This window comes from Clostridium sp. AF20-7 (assembly GCF_003479275.1).
Taxonomy (GTDB): Bacteria; Bacillota; Clostridia; order Lachnospirales; family Lachnospiraceae; genus Otoolea; species Otoolea fessa.
Genome location: NZ_QUGF01000006.1, coordinates 87,042 through 103,513, shown reverse-complemented (window position 1 = coordinate 103,513; position 16,472 = coordinate 87,042). Strand labels below are relative to the sequence as shown.

General features: G+C 49.8%; 17 protein-coding genes. 14 read left to right on the top strand and 3 right to left on the bottom strand.

Annotation, left to right across the window (positions count from 1 at the left end; translation table 11 throughout):
• Positions 1–223: 223 nt before the first annotated feature.
• Genes DWX68_RS14655 through pheT form a run of 3 tightly spaced genes read left to right on the top strand, consistent with a single transcriptional unit; the run spans position 224 to position 3,937 of the window.
• Positions 224–436 carry a hypothetical protein gene (locus DWX68_RS14655; protein ID WP_182432156.1) on the top strand — a complete coding sequence of 71 codons (213 nt, stop codon included), beginning with the start codon at positions 224–226 and terminating at the stop codon, positions 434–436.
• Positions 437–452: 16 nt separating this feature from the next.
• Complete coding sequence (pheS, locus tag DWX68_RS07680) at positions 453–1,496, top strand: phenylalanine--tRNA ligase subunit alpha (protein ID WP_022359088.1); 1,044 nt, start codon at positions 453–455, stop codon at positions 1,494–1,496.
• Positions 1,497–1,516: 20 nt separating this feature from the next.
• Positions 1,517–3,937 carry a phenylalanine--tRNA ligase subunit beta gene (gene pheT / locus DWX68_RS07675; RefSeq protein ID WP_118628946.1) on the top strand — a complete coding sequence of 807 codons (2,421 nt, stop codon included), beginning with the start codon at positions 1,517–1,519 and terminating at the stop codon, positions 3,935–3,937.
• 92 nt (positions 3,938–4,029) lie between these two features.
• Here the strand turns inward: pheT and DWX68_RS07670 are convergent, their stop codons facing one another.
• On the bottom strand, positions 4,030–4,971 hold the full coding sequence (locus DWX68_RS07670) for an ion transporter (protein WP_022359086.1): 942 nt from the start codon (positions 4,969–4,971) through the stop codon (positions 4,030–4,032).
• Positions 4,972–5,388: 417 nt separating this feature from the next.
• Here DWX68_RS07670 and DWX68_RS07665 point away from each other — a divergent pair, with 417 nt between their 5' ends.
• The 7 genes from DWX68_RS07665 (at position 5,389) to yqeB (ending at position 10,537) form a co-directional block, all read left to right on the top strand.
• Entirely contained in the window at positions 5,389–5,739 is a 351-nt protein-coding gene (locus DWX68_RS07665) for an arsenate reductase family protein (protein WP_118628944.1), read from the top strand.
• Positions 5,718–6,554, top strand: a complete 837-nt coding sequence (gene yqeC, locus DWX68_RS07660) for a selenium cofactor biosynthesis protein YqeC (protein WP_243027645.1) — start codon at positions 5,718–5,720, stop codon at positions 6,552–6,554. The genes DWX68_RS07665 and yqeC overlap by 22 nt, the downstream gene beginning before the upstream one ends.
• A 5-nt stretch (positions 6,555–6,559) precedes the next feature.
• Positions 6,560–7,594: a selenide, water dikinase SelD gene (gene selD, locus DWX68_RS07655; RefSeq protein ID WP_118628943.1), complete on the top strand. Its 1,035-nt coding sequence runs from the start codon at positions 6,560–6,562 to the stop codon at positions 7,592–7,594.
• A gap of 12 nt (positions 7,595–7,606) precedes the next feature.
• Positions 7,607–8,224, top strand: coding sequence for a sulfurtransferase-like selenium metabolism protein YedF (gene yedF, locus DWX68_RS07650; RefSeq protein ID WP_118628942.1), 618 nt, complete (start codon positions 7,607–7,609; stop codon positions 8,222–8,224).
• Complete coding sequence (locus DWX68_RS07645) at positions 8,221–9,360, top strand: aminotransferase class V-fold PLP-dependent enzyme (RefSeq protein ID WP_118628941.1); 1,140 nt, start codon at positions 8,221–8,223, stop codon at positions 9,358–9,360. Before yedF ends, DWX68_RS07645 begins: the two co-directional genes overlap by 4 nt.
• A 16-nt stretch (positions 9,361–9,376) precedes the next feature.
• Positions 9,377–9,607: a DUF3343 domain-containing protein gene (locus DWX68_RS07640; RefSeq protein WP_118491640.1), complete on the top strand. Its 231-nt coding sequence runs from the start codon at positions 9,377–9,379 to the stop codon at positions 9,605–9,607.
• Between the two features lie 114 nt (positions 9,608–9,721).
• Positions 9,722–10,537, top strand: a complete 816-nt coding sequence (yqeB, locus tag DWX68_RS07635) for a selenium-dependent molybdenum cofactor biosynthesis protein YqeB (protein WP_118293485.1) — start codon at positions 9,722–9,724, stop codon at positions 10,535–10,537.
• A 234-nt stretch (positions 10,538–10,771) separates the two neighbouring features.
• Here yqeB and DWX68_RS07630 read toward each other — a convergent pair whose 3' ends face one another.
• Together DWX68_RS07630 and DWX68_RS07625 are read right to left on the bottom strand one after the other, a co-directional pair.
• A complete protein-coding gene (locus DWX68_RS07630; protein ID WP_347475170.1) occupies positions 10,772–11,797 on the bottom strand; it encodes a transglutaminase domain-containing protein in 1,026 nt (341 codons plus the stop codon).
• A 54-nt stretch (positions 11,798–11,851) separates the two neighbouring features.
• Positions 11,852–12,121: a hypothetical protein gene (locus DWX68_RS07625; protein WP_118628939.1), complete on the bottom strand. Its 270-nt coding sequence runs from the start codon at positions 12,119–12,121 to the stop codon at positions 11,852–11,854.
• Between the two features lie 289 nt (positions 12,122–12,410).
• Between DWX68_RS07625 and DWX68_RS07620 the strand changes: the two genes are divergently transcribed.
• The 4 genes from DWX68_RS07620 (at position 12,411) to DWX68_RS07605 (ending at position 16,460) form a co-directional block, all read left to right on the top strand.
• On the top strand, positions 12,411–13,808 hold the full coding sequence (locus tag DWX68_RS07620; protein ID WP_118293483.1) for a sodium-dependent transporter: 1,398 nt from the start codon (positions 12,411–12,413) through the stop codon (positions 13,806–13,808).
• 445 nt (positions 13,809–14,253) lie between these two features.
• The gene (locus DWX68_RS07615; protein WP_118628938.1) at positions 14,254–14,898 is read left to right on the top strand and encodes a hypothetical protein; all 645 of its coding nucleotides are present in this window, start codon (positions 14,254–14,256) and stop codon (positions 14,896–14,898) included.
• A gap of 64 nt (positions 14,899–14,962) precedes the next feature.
• Complete coding sequence (locus DWX68_RS07610) at positions 14,963–15,760, top strand: ABC transporter permease (protein WP_242995759.1); 798 nt, start codon at positions 14,963–14,965, stop codon at positions 15,758–15,760.
• Positions 15,747–16,460: an ABC transporter ATP-binding protein gene (locus DWX68_RS07605; protein ID WP_107000528.1), complete on the top strand. Its 714-nt coding sequence runs from the start codon at positions 15,747–15,749 to the stop codon at positions 16,458–16,460. The genes DWX68_RS07610 and DWX68_RS07605 overlap by 14 nt, the downstream gene beginning before the upstream one ends.
• Positions 16,461–16,472 lie beyond the last annotated feature (12 nt).

The following is a 16,472-nucleotide window of genomic DNA, read 5'->3' as shown; positions in this document are numbered from 1 at the left end:
CCTAAAATAATAAACAGATTGCATACATGAAATCAATCAAACCAAACAAACCAAAAGCTATGATCGTGTTCTATAAGATACTGTTTCCGGTCAGAGAGAAGAGGTCAGCGGCTGTGAGCCTTTTTCCGTTCAGACAGATATCCGAATTTCCCACGGGAGCTGCATTGCTGAAATTTAGAGTAGGCATTGCCGTCTGGTGTACGTTACATACCGGAAAGTGTCTGTGGCAGACGAAAAAATGACCTGCCGACAGGAAGCTGGGTGGTACCGCGGTATAGATATGATCGTCCCTTTGCACGTTTTGTGCGAAGGGATTTTTTTATGTCATGTCGCAAGCGACCGCGCGAGACGCCCGAATGTGCCAGAGAACATCCTTTATGCACAAATTCGTGTCCACAAGTTAAAGCAATATCAAGATAAAAAGCAACAAAAGTAATAGAAGGAGAGAAAGCATGCAGGATTTAAAAGAGCTGAATGAAGTGATCACTGCGATCAAAGAGGAAATCCGCCAGGGTGCGGATGCTCTGACGACTTCCAAGAGTGTCTATGAGTTTAAGAAGACCTTTCTGGATAATAAGCAGGGCAGAATTGGTCTGCTGATGAAAGAAATGCGTAATGTTGCCAATGATCAGAAAGCGGAATTTGGTAAGACAATCAACGGCGCCAAGGAGTGGGCAAACAATTTCTTTGACGAGCTGGATCAGAAATTAAAAGAGAAAGAGCAGCAGCAGCGTTATGAATCGGAGAAGATTGATATCACGATGCCGCCGGTTAAAATCCGTTACGGTAATCTGCATCCAGTTACGACGGTCCGCAATCAGCTGACGGATATCTTCACCTCTATGGGATTTGAGGTATATGAGGGAACCGAGATCGAGACCGATTATTATAACTTTACAGCTTTAAATACACCGCAGGATCATCCGGCGCGCGATATGCAGGATACATTCTATCTGTCTCCGGAATTCTTGCTCCGTACCCAGACATCGGCTGGACAAGTTCATGTCATGGAAGCGAAAAAACCGCCGATCAAGGTTGTTTCCCCGGGTAAGGTATTCCGTTCTGACGATGATGCGACCCATTCTCCGATGTTCAGCCAGATGGAAGGTCTGGTTGTTGATGAGGGCATCACCCTGTGTGATTTAAAGGGTATGCTGGATATGTTTGTTCAGAGAATTTTCGGTGAGCAGACAAAAACGAGACTTCGTCCGTCCTATTTCCCGTTCACGGAGCCGTCTGTTGAGGTCGATGTAAGCTGCTTCCAGTGCGGCGGCAAGGGCTGCCGTCTGTGCAAGGAAACAGGCTGGATCGAGGTCCTCGGCGCTGGTGTGGTAAATAAGAAGGTACTGGAAAACTGCGGCATTGATTCCAATAAATATAGTGGATTCGCATTCGGATTGGGTCTGGAGCGTATCGCAATGCTGAAATACGGCATCAACAACATCAAGATGCTTTTTGAGTCTGATCTGCGTGTGCTGGATCAGATCGATGACTGATCAGGACAGGAGGATTAGAAATGCTTGTACCGTTAAGCTGGTTAAAAGATTATGTAGATATTAATATTTCCGCAGATGAGCTGGAGAAGAAGCTTTTTGACTGTGGATTTGAGGTAGAAGAAAAATGGCAGGTTGGCAAGGATATCAGCGGCATCGTCGTTGGTTATGTTGACTCCTGTGAGCCGATTCCGGAAACACATCTTCATGTGTGCCAGGTCAATGTAGGTGGTCCGGAACTCTTACAGATCTGCTGTGGCGCTGACAATGTAAAAGCTGGCGGAAAATTCCCAGTTGCCATGATTGGCGCGAAAGTATATGCAACTGCAAAAGATCATGTGACGATCGAGGGCGTGGCCACCATTAAAAAGGGTAAATTGAGAGGTTATGAGTCCCAGGGTATGCTGTGTTCTGGTACCGAGCTTGGCTTAAACGAGGATCTGTATCCGGGTGCTGGTTACAACGGATTGCTGGTTCTGCCGGAGGATGCGGAAATTGGTTCGGATGTCAAAGAGCTGACCGGCTTAAATGACTGGATCTTCGATGTTTCTATCACGGCAAACCGTCCGGACTGCCAGAGTATTTTCGGTCTGGCAAGAGAGGTTGCTGCCGCACTGGGCGAGCCGCTCAAGACACCGGCACTGGATTACACTGAGACAGAAGTTGAGAAAGAAGGCTTCAACGTAACGGTAGAGGCACAGGATCTTTGCCCGCGTTACATTGCACACTATGTATATGACGTAAAACTGGGTCAGTCTCCGGCATGGATGAGACGACGTCTGGCTTTGGTAGGGAATAATTCCATTTCCAATATTGTTGATATTACAAACTATATCATGCGTGAGTTAGGTCAGCCGCTTCATGCGTTTGACTGCGATTATCTGGAGGGCAATGCGATCAACGTAAGACGCGCGGCCGAGGGCGAGAAGATCGTGACGCTGGATGAGAAAGAATTTACCTTAAATCCGAACAATCTGGTTATCTGCGACGGCAAAAAGCCGGTAGCACTTGCCGGAATCATGGGTGGTTTAAATTCTGAGGTCCGTGATACCACGACGGAAGTGATGTTCGAGGCAGCTAAATTTGCCCGTGACAACATCCGCAGAAGCTCCCGTGCATTAGGACAGGGATCCGACGCGAGCCAGCGATATTCTAAGGGCGTCGATGAGTACACAACCGAGATGGCGATGAAACGTGCCCTGCACCTGGTTGAGGAGCTGGGAGCTGGTAAGATTTCCAAGACCCATAAAAATGTAAATACCGGAAACTCCTTAGAGCCGACCACCTTCAAGACAAGTGTTAAGAAGGTAAACGCTGTTCTGGGTATTACCGTTCCGGACGAGGATATTTTACGCATCCTGACTGGCTTAAACTTCCAGCCGGAGATCAACGGCGACGAACTGACCATGCATTTCCCGGCATACCGCGAGGATATGGAAGATTATCCGGATGTTGCCGAGGAAGTGATCCGTATGTACGGCTACGATCACATCACATCGACCTTCCTGCCGAGTGCTAAGGTGACGATCGGTGGAAGCAACCTGCGTCAGAGAACAATTCTGAAAGTAAAGAGAACGCTGTGCAGTGTTGGCGCATTTGAGGGAATCCACTATTCCTTCTTCTCCCCGTCGGATCTGGATGAAATGGGATTTGCAGAGGACGCGCCAGAGCGCAAGGCGATCCGCATCATGAATCCGATCAACGAGGATCTGTCCCTGATGAGAACAACACTGGCACCGCAGATGATTCATGCGATGGGACGCAACCAGAAGAGAGGCATCTTCGAGGGACGTATCTTCGAGATTGGAAATGCATTTATTCCGAAGTCCCTGCCTCTGACGGAATATCCGGAAGAGCGAGAGACGCTGTGCATCGGTGCATTTGGTAAGGAAGAGTCCTTCTTTACCTTAAAGGGAATGGCAGAGGCAGTTGCCGATGTTTTAAATATTACTTTTAACTATGAAAAAGCAGAGAAACCGTTCCTGCATCCGTATCAGACCGCAGCGATCTTCTGCGAGGGCGAGGAGATTGGTTACCTCGGTAAGGTAAAATATGAGATCATGAAGGAAGAGGCAATGCGCGAAGATGCGTATGTGTTGGAGATCAGCATGAAAGCGCTGGAGAAATGGTATGGAAAAGCCAAAGTATTTGAGCCGCTTCCAAAATTCCCGGAGGAAAAACGTGATCTGGCGCTGGTTATGGACAAAGACATCACCTGCGGACAGGTTGAGGGCTGTATCCGCGAGGCTTGTGCTTACGTCAAGGATGTTAGCCTGTTCGACGTATACGAGGGCAGACAGATCGCAGCCGATAAGAAATCGATGGCATTTACCGTTCTCTTCACTCCGAAGGAAGAGGCGTTCAAGGCAGATACCGTTGACGGATATGTCAAGAAAGTGCTGAAACAGCTGAATAAGACGTATGGAATTGAGCTGAGAAGCTGATTTTGAAGGAAAGAAAAGGCTGCTGTCCAGAGAGAGAAACTTTGGACGGCAGTCTTTTTGTGTTCACAAAAAATGTTTGATGATAAGTTTGATTATGCTTCATTTTCTATTCGTATAATCACAATATCATTTAATTTCAAAACCATATTTTTCTGCGGAAGCACCGACAGATCATCGCGCAGCACCAGAAATATCTTGATATTCTGCTCTTCTTCCATCTCTTCAATGGTTTTTCCGGCATACCGTTTATCGACGAAAACCTCGGCAATTTCCTGAATATCCGCGTCCTTCATGCTGGACAGGCTGCTCTTGCGCTGGTACTGTTCGACGAAACCGGCGCTGATGATACCGGTTGGGATCGCGACGGCACCGACTCCGAGGTAGGCGATGCAGATCGCCATCACGCGCCCAAGCGTTGTGACCGGGTAAATATCGCCGTAACCGACGGTCAGAAGCGTGGACATACTCCACCAGATGCCGCTGAATGCATTGCGGAAAATGTCCGGCTGAGCGTTGTGCTCGACACTATACATGCACATGCTGCTCGCCAGCATCAGCACCATGACGATGAACACAGAGGAAATGATCTGGTTCCGTTTTTCATAGAGTACGGTGGTAATGATGTTGAACGAGTCGTATTTCGCATTGAGCCGGAACAGATGGAAGATCCGCGCCACGCGCAGCATACGGAAAATGATGAAGCCCGACAGAAAAAAGACCGGGATGATCGTCAGCAGATCCACCACTCCATCAAAGGAAATGAGAAAGCAGAACCGGGCGCGTCCCGGTGTTTTTTCTGGATAGAGATAGTCGGCAGTCCAGATGCGTAGCGCGTATTCAATACAGAAAATCAGGACACTGGCATGTTCCAGCATGGTAAACAGACCACCGAAGGATGTTAATTGATCGAATGTTTCCAGAAACGTGACAATGATATTGCAGATGATCGTGAAGGTGATGAAAATATCGAATGCACGGCTGATACGGTTGCTCTTGTCGCCGATCTGGATGATGTTAAATATTTTTTCTTTCATAGTGGATATTTTTATAATAATTTTTGGGTGAATGTGTTTCCCTGTTGGTATAAAAGAGGGGGTTATCTCAGTCGAGAAGACGCCCACCTCTTCAGGTGGTGAGTAATAGCAAATTTGTCTCAGTGGAAGCCTTGTCTCCGACTGAGATAAACGCTCTGCGAGGATGCGCAGTGATCCTGATAGGAATATGTCAGCTTCGCTGACCAGGATCACGCGCCAAGTCTCACGGACGTTCGACTTGAATATAGTTGCAGATATTATTATTGTATCATTTTCAGGCATCCCTTGCAATCTTTCTGGTGTCTGGGTATAATTTCTGTAGGGAATTTAAAAAGGTAAAATGCTTTGTTTAGAACGGTCGCATTTAAAATAGAAGGTGCCGTATAATAGCAAGCATGCTCACAAAGGAGGAATACGATGCTGTTTATTTATTATCCCAAATGCAGTACCTGCCAGAAAGCGAAAAAATGGCTGGATGCACAGGAAATTTCATATACAGAGCGCCATATCGTGGAGGAAAATCCGACGTATGAGGAATTGAAGAAGTGGCAGGCGAGAAGCGGGCTGCCGATCAAGAAATTTTTCAATACGAGCGGGATGCTATATAAGGAAATGCAGTTAAAGGATAAGCTGCCGCAGATGAGCGAGGACGAACAGTTGAAGCTGCTTTCCACCAATGGGATGTTGGTAAAACGCCCTGTCATTGTGGATGGAGATAGTGTTTTAACGGGATTTCGGGAGAAGGAATGGGAAGAGAAGCTGCGGTGATGGACTGGGAGCAGAAGTTTCCTTTCTTACGTGAAAAAGGACACGTGGTCTCGCTGATTGGCGGAGGCGGAAAGACGACGCTTCTGTATGCGCTGTCGGCGTACTGCACGGCGAAGGGATGGCGGGTGCTGACGGCGACGACGACGCATATTCGGAAGCCGGTAAATGTGCCGTGGATTGCGGTAAATGAGGAAGAAAATACCGCGTGGGAGAATGCCGGAAAAGAGCGCGATCGTCTCTGGCAGCAGGGAACCTACGTCGTAGCCGGAACCCCAGCCCCACACGAAAAATTGACAATTCTGCCAGAAGCGATTCGAGGCGAGTGGATTTCGGATGCAGATATCACATTTCTGGAGGCGGATGGCGCGAAATGTCTTCCGTGTAAATTTCCGGCGGCGCATGAGCCGGTGATACTGCCGCAGAGCGATATCGTGCTGGCGGTCGCGGGGCTGAGTGCCCTGTATCGTCCGCTGGGGGAGGTGTGCTTCCGGGCGGAGCTGGCGATTGAGGCGTGGAACAGGGATGTGTGCGAGTATGGGGACGCAGCTTATCCCAAAGAAGGAAAAAGACTGCTCAAAGAAGTGCCTATTTCGAAAGATACGTCTTTGACCCCAGAACTTCTGGCATGGCTTCTTGGTAGCGAAAACGGTGCCAGAAAAGATATATCGGGGCGTTCGTTTTTTGTGGTTCTAAACCAGGCGGACACGTCGGAGCGCCGGGAGAATGGCAGAAAGGTACTGGATATCCTGAAACATAGCTACGGAATTCAGGGAATTTTAACTTCCTTTTCAGGAACAGAACGAAATCAGGAGTGAGAGAGATGAGTGAGAAAAAGGATATCGTATTTTGTACGGGCGGAGGCTGTACGGCAAAGCTGGGAGCCGGTGTTTTAAGCCGCATTTTGGAAAAACTACCGCGCGGCGAGAAGGATCCGAATCTTTTAGTCGGATATGACAGCCGGGACGATGCGGCAGTGTATCAGGTCACGGAGGATCTGGCGCTGGTGCAGACGGTTGATTTCTTCCCGCCGATGGTGGACGATCCGTATATTTTTGGACAGGTTGCAGCGGCAAATGCGCTGAGCGACGTGTACGCGATGGGCGGTGAGGTCAAGACGGCGCTGAATCTGGTGTGTTTTCCGGAATCAATGGATTTGAATGTTCTGGGACAGATTTTACAGGGCGGCGCGGAGAAGGTGGCAGAAGCAGGCGGCATTCTCGCGGGCGGTCACTCGATCGCGGACACGGGCGTGAAATACGGTTTGTCCGTGACGGGACTGGTAAATCCGAAAAAGCTGTACGCCAATGATGCCGGACAGCCGGGCGACCGCCTGATTTTGACAAAGGCATTGGGGGTTGGGCTGATTTGTTCGGCAAACCGCGTCGGAGAAGTGACAAAAGAGCAGATGGACGGGGCGGTACAGTCGATGACGACGCTCAATAAAACAGCGGCGGAAATCAGCCGGAAGTACACGGTTCACGCGTGCACAGATGTGACTGGGTTTGGTTTTCTGGGACATCTGCATGAAATGATGGGGCGCGGGCTGTCGTGCGAGATTGATGTGAACCATATCCCGGTGCTTCCGGGCGCACGTGAGTCGGCAGACGCGTTTTTATACACGGCGGCAGGACAGAGAAACCGCAACCATGTCGGGGCGGCGGTGCAGTTTGAAAATGTACCGTTTTCAATGGAAGAGGTCTTGTTTGACCCGCAGACCTCCGGCGGACTTCTGATGGCAGCTGCCCCGGATGAGGCGGAGAAACTGGAACAGGAGCTGCAGAACGCCGGGCTTCCGGCGCGGATCGTGGGAACGATCACGGAACCGGGAGAGGTTGAAATTTTTGTACGAGGATAGGAGGAAACAGAAATGAAGAAAGTAGATGCAAGAGGAGACGCATGCCCGATTCCGGTCGTAAAGGCAAAACGCGCGATAGAGGAACTTTCGGGTGCCGGACAGGTGGAAGTGCTGGTGGATAATGAGATTGCAGTTCAGAATCTGACGAAAATGGCAGAGCAGAAGGGCTATCAGAGCAGTGCAAAGAAGCTGGCGGATCAGGAATATCAGGTTATCTTTACGGTGGGTGAACAGACAGAAGAGGAAAAAGCACAGGCAGGAGCCGGATGCGAAGCCTGTATTCCGGACAGCCGTACCGATACCGTGGTTGTGATTGCCAATGATAAGATGGGCGAGGGCAGTGAGGAACTTGGAAAGACGCTTTTGAAGGCATTTACATTTGCCCTGACCCAGCAGGACAACTTGCCGAAGACCATTCTTTTCTATAACGGCGGAGCCAGTCTGACCTGTGAAGGATCTCCGATGCTGGAGGATCTGAAGACACTGGAGGCAGAAGGTGTGGAGATCCTGACCTGCGGCACCTGCCTGAATTTCTATGGTCTGACCGAGAAGCTGGCAGTCGGCGGTGTAACCAACATGTATGTCATCGCTGAAAAAATGCTGGGCGCTGGAAATGTGGTAAAACCATGATTTATATGGACAATGCGGCGACTTCGCTTCAAAAGCCGCTGCAGGTGGAACAGGCGGTCCTTGAGGCGCTTCGCACCGCAGGAAATCCGGGGCGCGGCGCGCATGAGGCAACCTTACATGCTTCAAGACTGGTGTACGGGGCACGTGCGGCAGCAGCAGAATTGTTTGATGCGGAAGATGCGTCGCGGATTGCCTTTACGGCAAACGCAACGGAGGCGCTGAACATAGCCATTTCCGGGCTGATTCGTCCGGGCGATCACGTGATCACGACGGTCTGTGAGCATAATTCGGTGCTGCGTCCTCTTTATCGTCTGCGTGATCAGGGTTCGATGCTTAGTTTTGTGGGTGTGGATGCGCGTGGAAATCTAAAATATGAAGAGTTGGAAGCATTTCTGCGCCCAGAGACGCGTGCGGTGGTAATTACCGGCGCCTCCAACGTGACAGGAAATGTGACGGATCTTTCCTATATTTCTTCGTTTGTTAAACGGAATGGACTGCTTCTGATTGTGGATGCGTCGCAGACTGCAGGGGAAGAACTGTTTTCCGTGCAGAAGCTCGGAATCGACGTGCTCTGTTTTACCGGGCACAAGGCGCTTCTGGGACCACAGGGAACCGGCGGGCTGTATGTGAAGCCGGGACTTTCGGTGGAACCGCTTCTGGTTGGCGGCAGCGGCATTCACAGTTATGATGAACACCATCCGAAGGAAATGCCAACGGCACTCGAAGCCGGGACGCTCAATGTCCATGGTCTGGCGGGGCTGGCAGCAGGCATCCGTTACCGGATGGATCAGGGGATCGAGAAATTGCAGAAACGGGAGCGGGATTTAACACGCCGTTTTTACGAACAGGTGAAGGAAATTCCGGGCATCATTGTGTATGGAGCTCCGGCGGCAAAATGTCATGCGCCGATCGTCTCCCTCAACCTTGCCGGGGAAGATTCGGCACGTGTGGCGGATGCACTCTGGGAAGAATACGGCATCTGCGTCCGCGCGGGGGCACACTGTGCGCCGCTCATGCACCGGGCGCTTGGAACGGTCGGTCAGGGAGTGGTGCGGTTCAGTTTTTCGCATTTTAATACGGAAGAGGAGATTGAGAGGGCAGCAGAAGCAGTTCGGGCACTGGCAGAGGAAGCGTAGGGGAGAAATTGGTAGTATGAGAGAAAAACATCCATTTATCGTACTGTCCTTTCAGACAACTGTGGCGGCGATGGAATGGGAAAAACGATGTATGGAAACGGGCATTCCGGGACGTTTAATTCCACTTCCGAGGGAGATTTCTGCCGGCTGTGGTCTTGCGTGGCGGATGCGTCCGGAAGAGTGGGAGCAGTGGAGCGGACGGATAGACACTTCTGTTTATGATAAGGTGTCGTGTGTGTGGCAGTAAAAAGAATTACTCTAAAAGCAGAAAACACAATCAAAAGAATTATTTGAAGAAGAAGCTGCATAAACAGGTAATGGAAATAATAGTAACAAAAGTGAGATAGGAGAAGGCATCCTCATGAAACGAGATGATTTAATTATTGTGCGCGGCGGCGGTGACCTGGCAACTGGAACGATTCATCGGCTCTGGGCGGCAGGGCTTCGGGTGCTGGTGCTGGAGATTGAAAATCCGGCGGCGATCCGGCGACAGGTAGCTCTGTGTGAGGCGGTTTATACAAAAACAACTGAGGTCGAGGGGCTTCGTGCTGTCCGGATTGATCGATATGAGGAGGCAGAAGCGGTCTGGCAGGAAAATAGCGTGCCGATTTTGATTGATCCGAAAGGCGTGTCGATTGGAGCGTTGAAACCGGCTGTTGTGATCGATGCGATTCTGGCAAAGCGAAATCTTGGAACCCGCCGGGATATGGCACCGCTCACGATTGCACTTGGTCCGGGCTTTACGGCAGGTGAGGATGTGGATGTTGTGGTGGAGACAAAGCGCGGTCACCGGCTGGGGCGAATTATCCGCGAGGGTGCGGCAATCCCGAATACGGGGATTCCGGGCGTGATCGGTGGATACGGTGCAGAGCGGGTGATTCACGCGCAGGCAGCGGGTATTTTCAAAAATGTGCGTGTGATCGGTGATATCGTTGAAGCCGGGGACACGATCGCGGAGATTTGGCAGGAGGACGGAACGAAACTTCTGGTTCAGACACAGATCACGGGCATTCTGCGAGGTCTTTTGCGGGATGGTTATCGGGTGACGGAACATTTCAAGGTAGCAGATGTCGATCCGAGAAAAGAGGAACTTTCCAACTGTTTTCTGATCTCGGACAAGGCGAGATGTATCGCGGGAAGTGTACTGGAGTTGGTGTGTGCCCAGTTATGGAAGTAAAAGAGAGACTATAGCAATAGTTCCTTTGAGAAAAATTCTAAGAAATTTCATCCTAATCATTGACGTATAGCAAAAAAACAGCGTAAAATTTTCTGGATAAGCTCCTTTGGCAGGCAGCTTTGATAAACATCAGGATCTGGTTTTGGAAGATGATCTCTATGATTGTTAGAATCTTCATGTCATAGGAAACTTCGTCCTATGACACAAAAATGCTCCGCGGAAAAGCACAGCGAACTATAAAGACGCTGTGCCTTCCGGGGTTTCTTCCCCTTCATTTGCTTCCTCCATGGTGACAATCGGCTGGATGGCCTCATCGGTGTAGCGGACGCGCAGAACTGCCTGCGGCCAGTTAAGCTTAATGAGAGCTGTTTTCTGCCGTTCTTTTCCGGCTTTTTCGATTAGGTCGAGCAGTTCACGCAGAACTTCCTTTGTCAGATAGCCGCCGCGCCAGTGAAACGTCAGTGTTTTTCCTTTTTTGGCCGCCTGTAAGGAGCGCTTGTAAACGTCCTCCTGTTTGGTAAAGGAGAGCTTCTTTTCTTTATAATAGAAATGGTCGCTGTCCGTGCAGGCAGGCGCCGGGGCGATGAGCGGTTCGTGGTCGCGGAAGATCGCCTTGTCGTCGAGATTGAAGTAATCGTAGCGGATTTCCTCGCCGGTCTGGAGACATTTGCCGAGACTGTTGTCGAAGGTAGCGTCCAGATGGTAGTACGTTTTCCCGATCTTGACGATGTTCCAGGTATGGCGGTATTTGATGCCCTTTTCAGGGTTATTGCCGCAGAGCGCGATCATGCACCAGATGCCGAGCGTATCACAAAGAATTTTGACCGATTTGGCGATGCCCTCGCAGACGCCGACGCCCTGTCCCAGAGGTCCGATGATCTCATGGGAGTAGGGCTTTTTTAATTTGTCATAGTGAACGTGTTCGCAGATAAAATCGTGGATATAGCGTTCTTTTTCCAGTTCAGTCAGCTTCATTGCCGGGCGGGCAAGTTTTTCGACGCGGGCGCCCATCGCTTTCTGATGTTCGCGGATCTTGCCCTTGTCAAAGAGGTATTCCGGTATCAGGATCAGATTCGGGGAATCTGGGTAATACTTATATTTAAAGCCGGAAGCCCAGAAAATCTCCGGGTGATCGAGCCGCAGTTCAAAAAATACATTGCTTAAATCCTTTCCCTCCAGGCGCGGAATCTGAAATTCGTCGGAGAGATTGGTAAGCCCCTGCTGCATGGCGCGGTAGGCGGCTTGCTGGTTCTTGTTCATGTGATTATAGTAAAATGGTTCCATTTTGATATTCCTTTGTAACCTCTTTATATTTTAGTGTGATTCAGCCGCTTTCTCAATCTGCCCGGATTCCGGGTCAAACCAGACGCGATCGCCCTCATCGATTCCGGCATCATAGAGTGCCTGATCCGCGGTGCGTATCGTGTACTCTGGATGCTCTGAGAGGTTTGTATTTTCAGCTGTGTCCAGCAGACGGACACAGACCATCGTTTCCTGCCCGTCCGGGCGTTCTTCACAGCCAAAATCGGCTTCGTATATTTCTAAAACCCGGCAAAGACGCGGGAATGTTTGATTGCTGTTCATTGTGTATATGCCTCATTCCATGGAAAAATTCCTGTTTTTGTCTTTTTAATTTTAGCAGAAGATGATAAGGCAGGCAAGTAGAGATGAAGGGGGAAAATTCCGTATTTAAATGCGAAGCCACGGCAAATTCCGTTACTGGGCACGTATGCGTGAACAGTAACAGGGGGAGAAATTTGAGGAGAAAATTGCCGGCAGATACTTGTAATTCTAATAAAAACAGGTAGAATAGAAACTATCTATGTCCGCAGGAGACGGACATAAAAGTTACAATCACGGGGGTTATAAGTAAATGGCAAAAAAGAAAAACAGCTTCAGCGGTTCGCTGGGGTTTGTGCTGGCAGCAGCCGGAAGTGCCGTCGGTGTAGGAAATATCTGGCGTTTTCCGTATTTATGTGCGAAAGACGGAGGCGGACTGTTCCTGCTGGTGTATCTGGTGCTGGTGGCGACATTTGGATTTGTACTTCTGACGACGGATGTGGCGATCGGCAGAAGAACGAAGGAGAATGCGCTGCAGGCGTTTGGAACGCTGCATCCGAAGTGGAAGTTTGTCGGATACCTGACGTTTCTGGTTCCGATGTTAATTATGACGTATTATTCGGTCATCGGCGGATGGATCACGAAATATTTCTTTGAGTATTTGACGACATCCGGCAGGGATGTGGCGGAGGACGGATATTTTACATCGTTTATCACGGAAAAGAATGCGCCGCTGATTTTCACGGGAATCTTTCTGGCGCTCACAATCTGGGTTGTATACAGAGGTGTGGAGAAGGGAATTGAGAAATTTTCCTGTTTTATCATGCCGGGACTGATCCTGTTAGTCATCGGAATCGCGATTTTTTCATTGACGCTTTCCTACACGGACGCGGATGGGACGGTCCGGACGGGAATACAGGGATTCCTCGTCTACGTGCGCCCGGATTTTACGGGACTGACGGTAAGAGGATTTCTGGAAGTACTGCTGGATGCGATGAGCCAGCTCTTTTTCTCACTGAGTGTGTCGATGGGAATTATGGTAACATATGGTTCTTATGTCAAAGATGAGATCGATTTGAACAAGGCGACCAATCAGATTGAATTTTTTGATACAGGTGTGGCGCTTCTGTCCGGTATGATGATTATTCCGGCGGTCTTTGTATTTTTAGGACGCGATGGCATGGCGTCCGGTCCGAGTCTGACCTTTATTTCGCTTCCAAAGGTATTTCAGGCGATGGGCGGCGCCGGTCATATCGTGGGACTTGCATTTTTCCTGATGCTTGGCTTTGCGGCGCTGACATCCTGCGTTTCTGTCATGGAAACGCTGGTTGCCAACTGCATGGAAGTGTTTGGAAAGACGAGAAAACAGATGTGTGTGATGGTCGGAATCTATTCCCTGATCACGGCAGTTCTCATTTGTCTGGGCTACAATGTTCTGTATTTTGAGTTGAAGCTGCCGAACGGTTCCACCGGACAGCTGCTTGATGTGATGGATTATATCAGCAACAGCTTCCTTATGCCGATCATTTCCTTCTTAACCAGCATCCTGATCGGATGGGTGGTCGGACCGAAGTGGATCGTGGAAGAAGTCGAGAAAAATGGGGAACATTTTTCAAGAGCAGGTATGTACAGCTTCTTAATCCGGTATATTGTGCCGGCTGTCATGCTGGTTCTTTTCCTGGTATCGACCGGGTTTATTAATATGCTGTAATGAAAAATGGTTTTAGCCGATTTTCACGGAAAGTGCGAGAATTGGTTAAAACCTTTTTTATAGAAAAATGCGTCCCATTATTCTTCACGGTCATCCGACTCGATCTCATAGGTATATCCGGCATTTTCGATCGCCTGAATTGTATCCTTGATGCCCTGTCCGCCTGCTTTTTTTATAGGATTCAATAAAAACAGGAATCTGTTCGGAATAAAACCTATTAAAGATGTAGGAAAATAGGAACTATTAAAACCGATTTTATCATTTTTACCGGCTAGTGTCAACTTATAAAAATGTAAAAGTTTACAATCAAAACTGGACAATATATCGATTTTTTGCTATGATAAGCTAGTTAGAAAAAACTAACTTGCAGGGAACGTGAAAACGCAGTAAATTAGGTGCATAGGTGTGAAAGCTAGGCAGCCTGATTGGATAGAGTGGAGAAACAATGCAGTATTTGTGGATAAATCCGGTTTCTGCCGGGATGTGTGAGGAAGATTCGCTGAAGCGTTTTTTAGAACAGCATGGTCTGACGCGGGTCGAGTGCCGGGGCGATTGGGGACGGATCGTCCGGGAAAGATATGAAGCTAGTCTGCGGGCGTGCGTGACGCTTGCGGATGCGCGCTGTCCGGAGGCGGTTCGGCTGCTTGAAGAGATACAGAAGGAGCCGGAAAACGAATCTGGAATTGAAAACCTGAAAGTTGCCCCGATCGAGCCGATTTTACTTCACTGTGCGCGGGAATTAAGCACGCGTCCGGATCTGGCGGATGGGGAGAAGATCATCACGACGCCATGCCAGAGTCTTGCGGTGCTTGGAAATTCGCTGGGACTTGAGAATACGCGGTTTATCGCATGGAATCGTCTGGCAGGCGGTGAGGTGCGCGTCCGGGCGATCGAAGACAGCCCGATTCCGCCGGGGTATTTTGCGGGAATCTGCCGGAAAGATGGACAGGCGGCGAAGGTAGAGAGTGTCAGCAGTCCGGAGAAAATCCGGGCATATGTGGAGAGCGGAAGCTGGAAGCAGGCGGATCTGCTGGAACTTTTGTATTGTAAGGATGGATGCCATCACGGGGATGGCGTGCAGATAGAGTGAGAGAAATCTGCGGTTCATGGAAAACGCTTGAGGAAGCGGAAAATGCATGAATTGCGGAAAAAGAATGGGAAGAATGAAAGAAACGAAGAAATTCAAGGATAATTGGCAGAAATACTTCGGTCCGGCGCTGGGAATCGGAGCGGTATTTCTGATCTGGTGTTTGGTCTGCCGCATGGAGATGGTCAGTGCGTATGTGCTGCCGTCCCCGGCGCGGGTGTGGACGAGCTTTTTAAAAATGGTGAAAACCGGGGAACTGTGGGGGGATATTTCAATCAGTTTCCTGCGTGTCATGAAGGGATTTGCGATTGCGTTCCTGTTTGCCTTTGTGCTGGGAATGTTCCGGGCGCTGTTTCCGGGCAGCAGCGTTTACTATGAGTATATTGTGCAGTTTTTCCGCAATGTCCCGCCGCTCAGCATGATTCCGCTGCTGATTCTCTGGTGCGGAATCGGAGAGATGACGAAGACGGTGATTATTGTGCTGGCGTCATTTTTCCCGATGTACTTAAATATCGTGAAGGGATTTACCGGGTGCGATTCGAAACTTCTGGAAGTGGGCGATATGTTCGGCTACTCGAAGCGCCGCAAATTTTTCCGCATCATTCTGCCCTATGCGATGGCAGATATTCTGGTCGGAATGCGGATCGGGCTTGGCTATAGCTGGCGCGCCATTATCGGTGCGGAGATGGTGGCGGCGTCCACCGGGCTTGGACATATGATTTTATTTGCGCAGCAGATGTCGCGGACCGACAAGGTGATCGTGGGGATTCTGGCGATCGGGGCAGTCGGATATGTGACGGACCGCCTGTTTGGATGGATGATAGGATTTGTGCTGAAAGGATCCGGGGAAAATGGCTGGAATTGAACTGATTGATATTCATAAAACATACCTGGTGGATAACCGGGAGATTCCCGTTTTAAACGGGATCAACCTGTCGCTTCCGGCGGGGAGAATCACTGTGATTCTGGGGCAGAGCGGATGCGGGAAAACGACGCTTCTGCGGCTGACCGGAGGACTGGAGACGGCGGACAGCGGAGAGATTCGCTGGGAGAGCGCCCACAAGACGGCATTTGTCTTTCAGGAACCGCGCCTCATGCCGTGGTTGACCGTCTGGGAAAATGTGGTGTTCGGGCTTTCAAAAAAGGAGACAGATCCGGGGAAAATAGAGGCGGTTATACGCACGGTCGGATTATCTGGATTTGAAAAAGCATATCCGGCACAGCTCTCCGGCGGAATGCAGCAGCGGGCGGCGATCGCGCGGGCGCTGGCGTATGAGCCGACCTTTATCATGATGGATGAGCCGTTTGCCGCGCTTGACTATTTTACAAGGGAACAGATGCAGAAAGAGCTTCTGCGCGTCCAGCAGGAGCGCAGTGCGAGCATTCTGTTTGTGACGCACAGCATCGATGAGGCACTGATTCTGGGAAGCCAGATTGCGGTCATTGAAAAGGGCATGGTCAAGGCGCTCTATGAGGTCAAGGCGCCGCAGGAAGAGAGGAATCTTTTGGAGGATGAGATGATAACCCTGAAAAGGGATATTATAAATAATTTACATTTTATTTAGAGGAGGAACGAT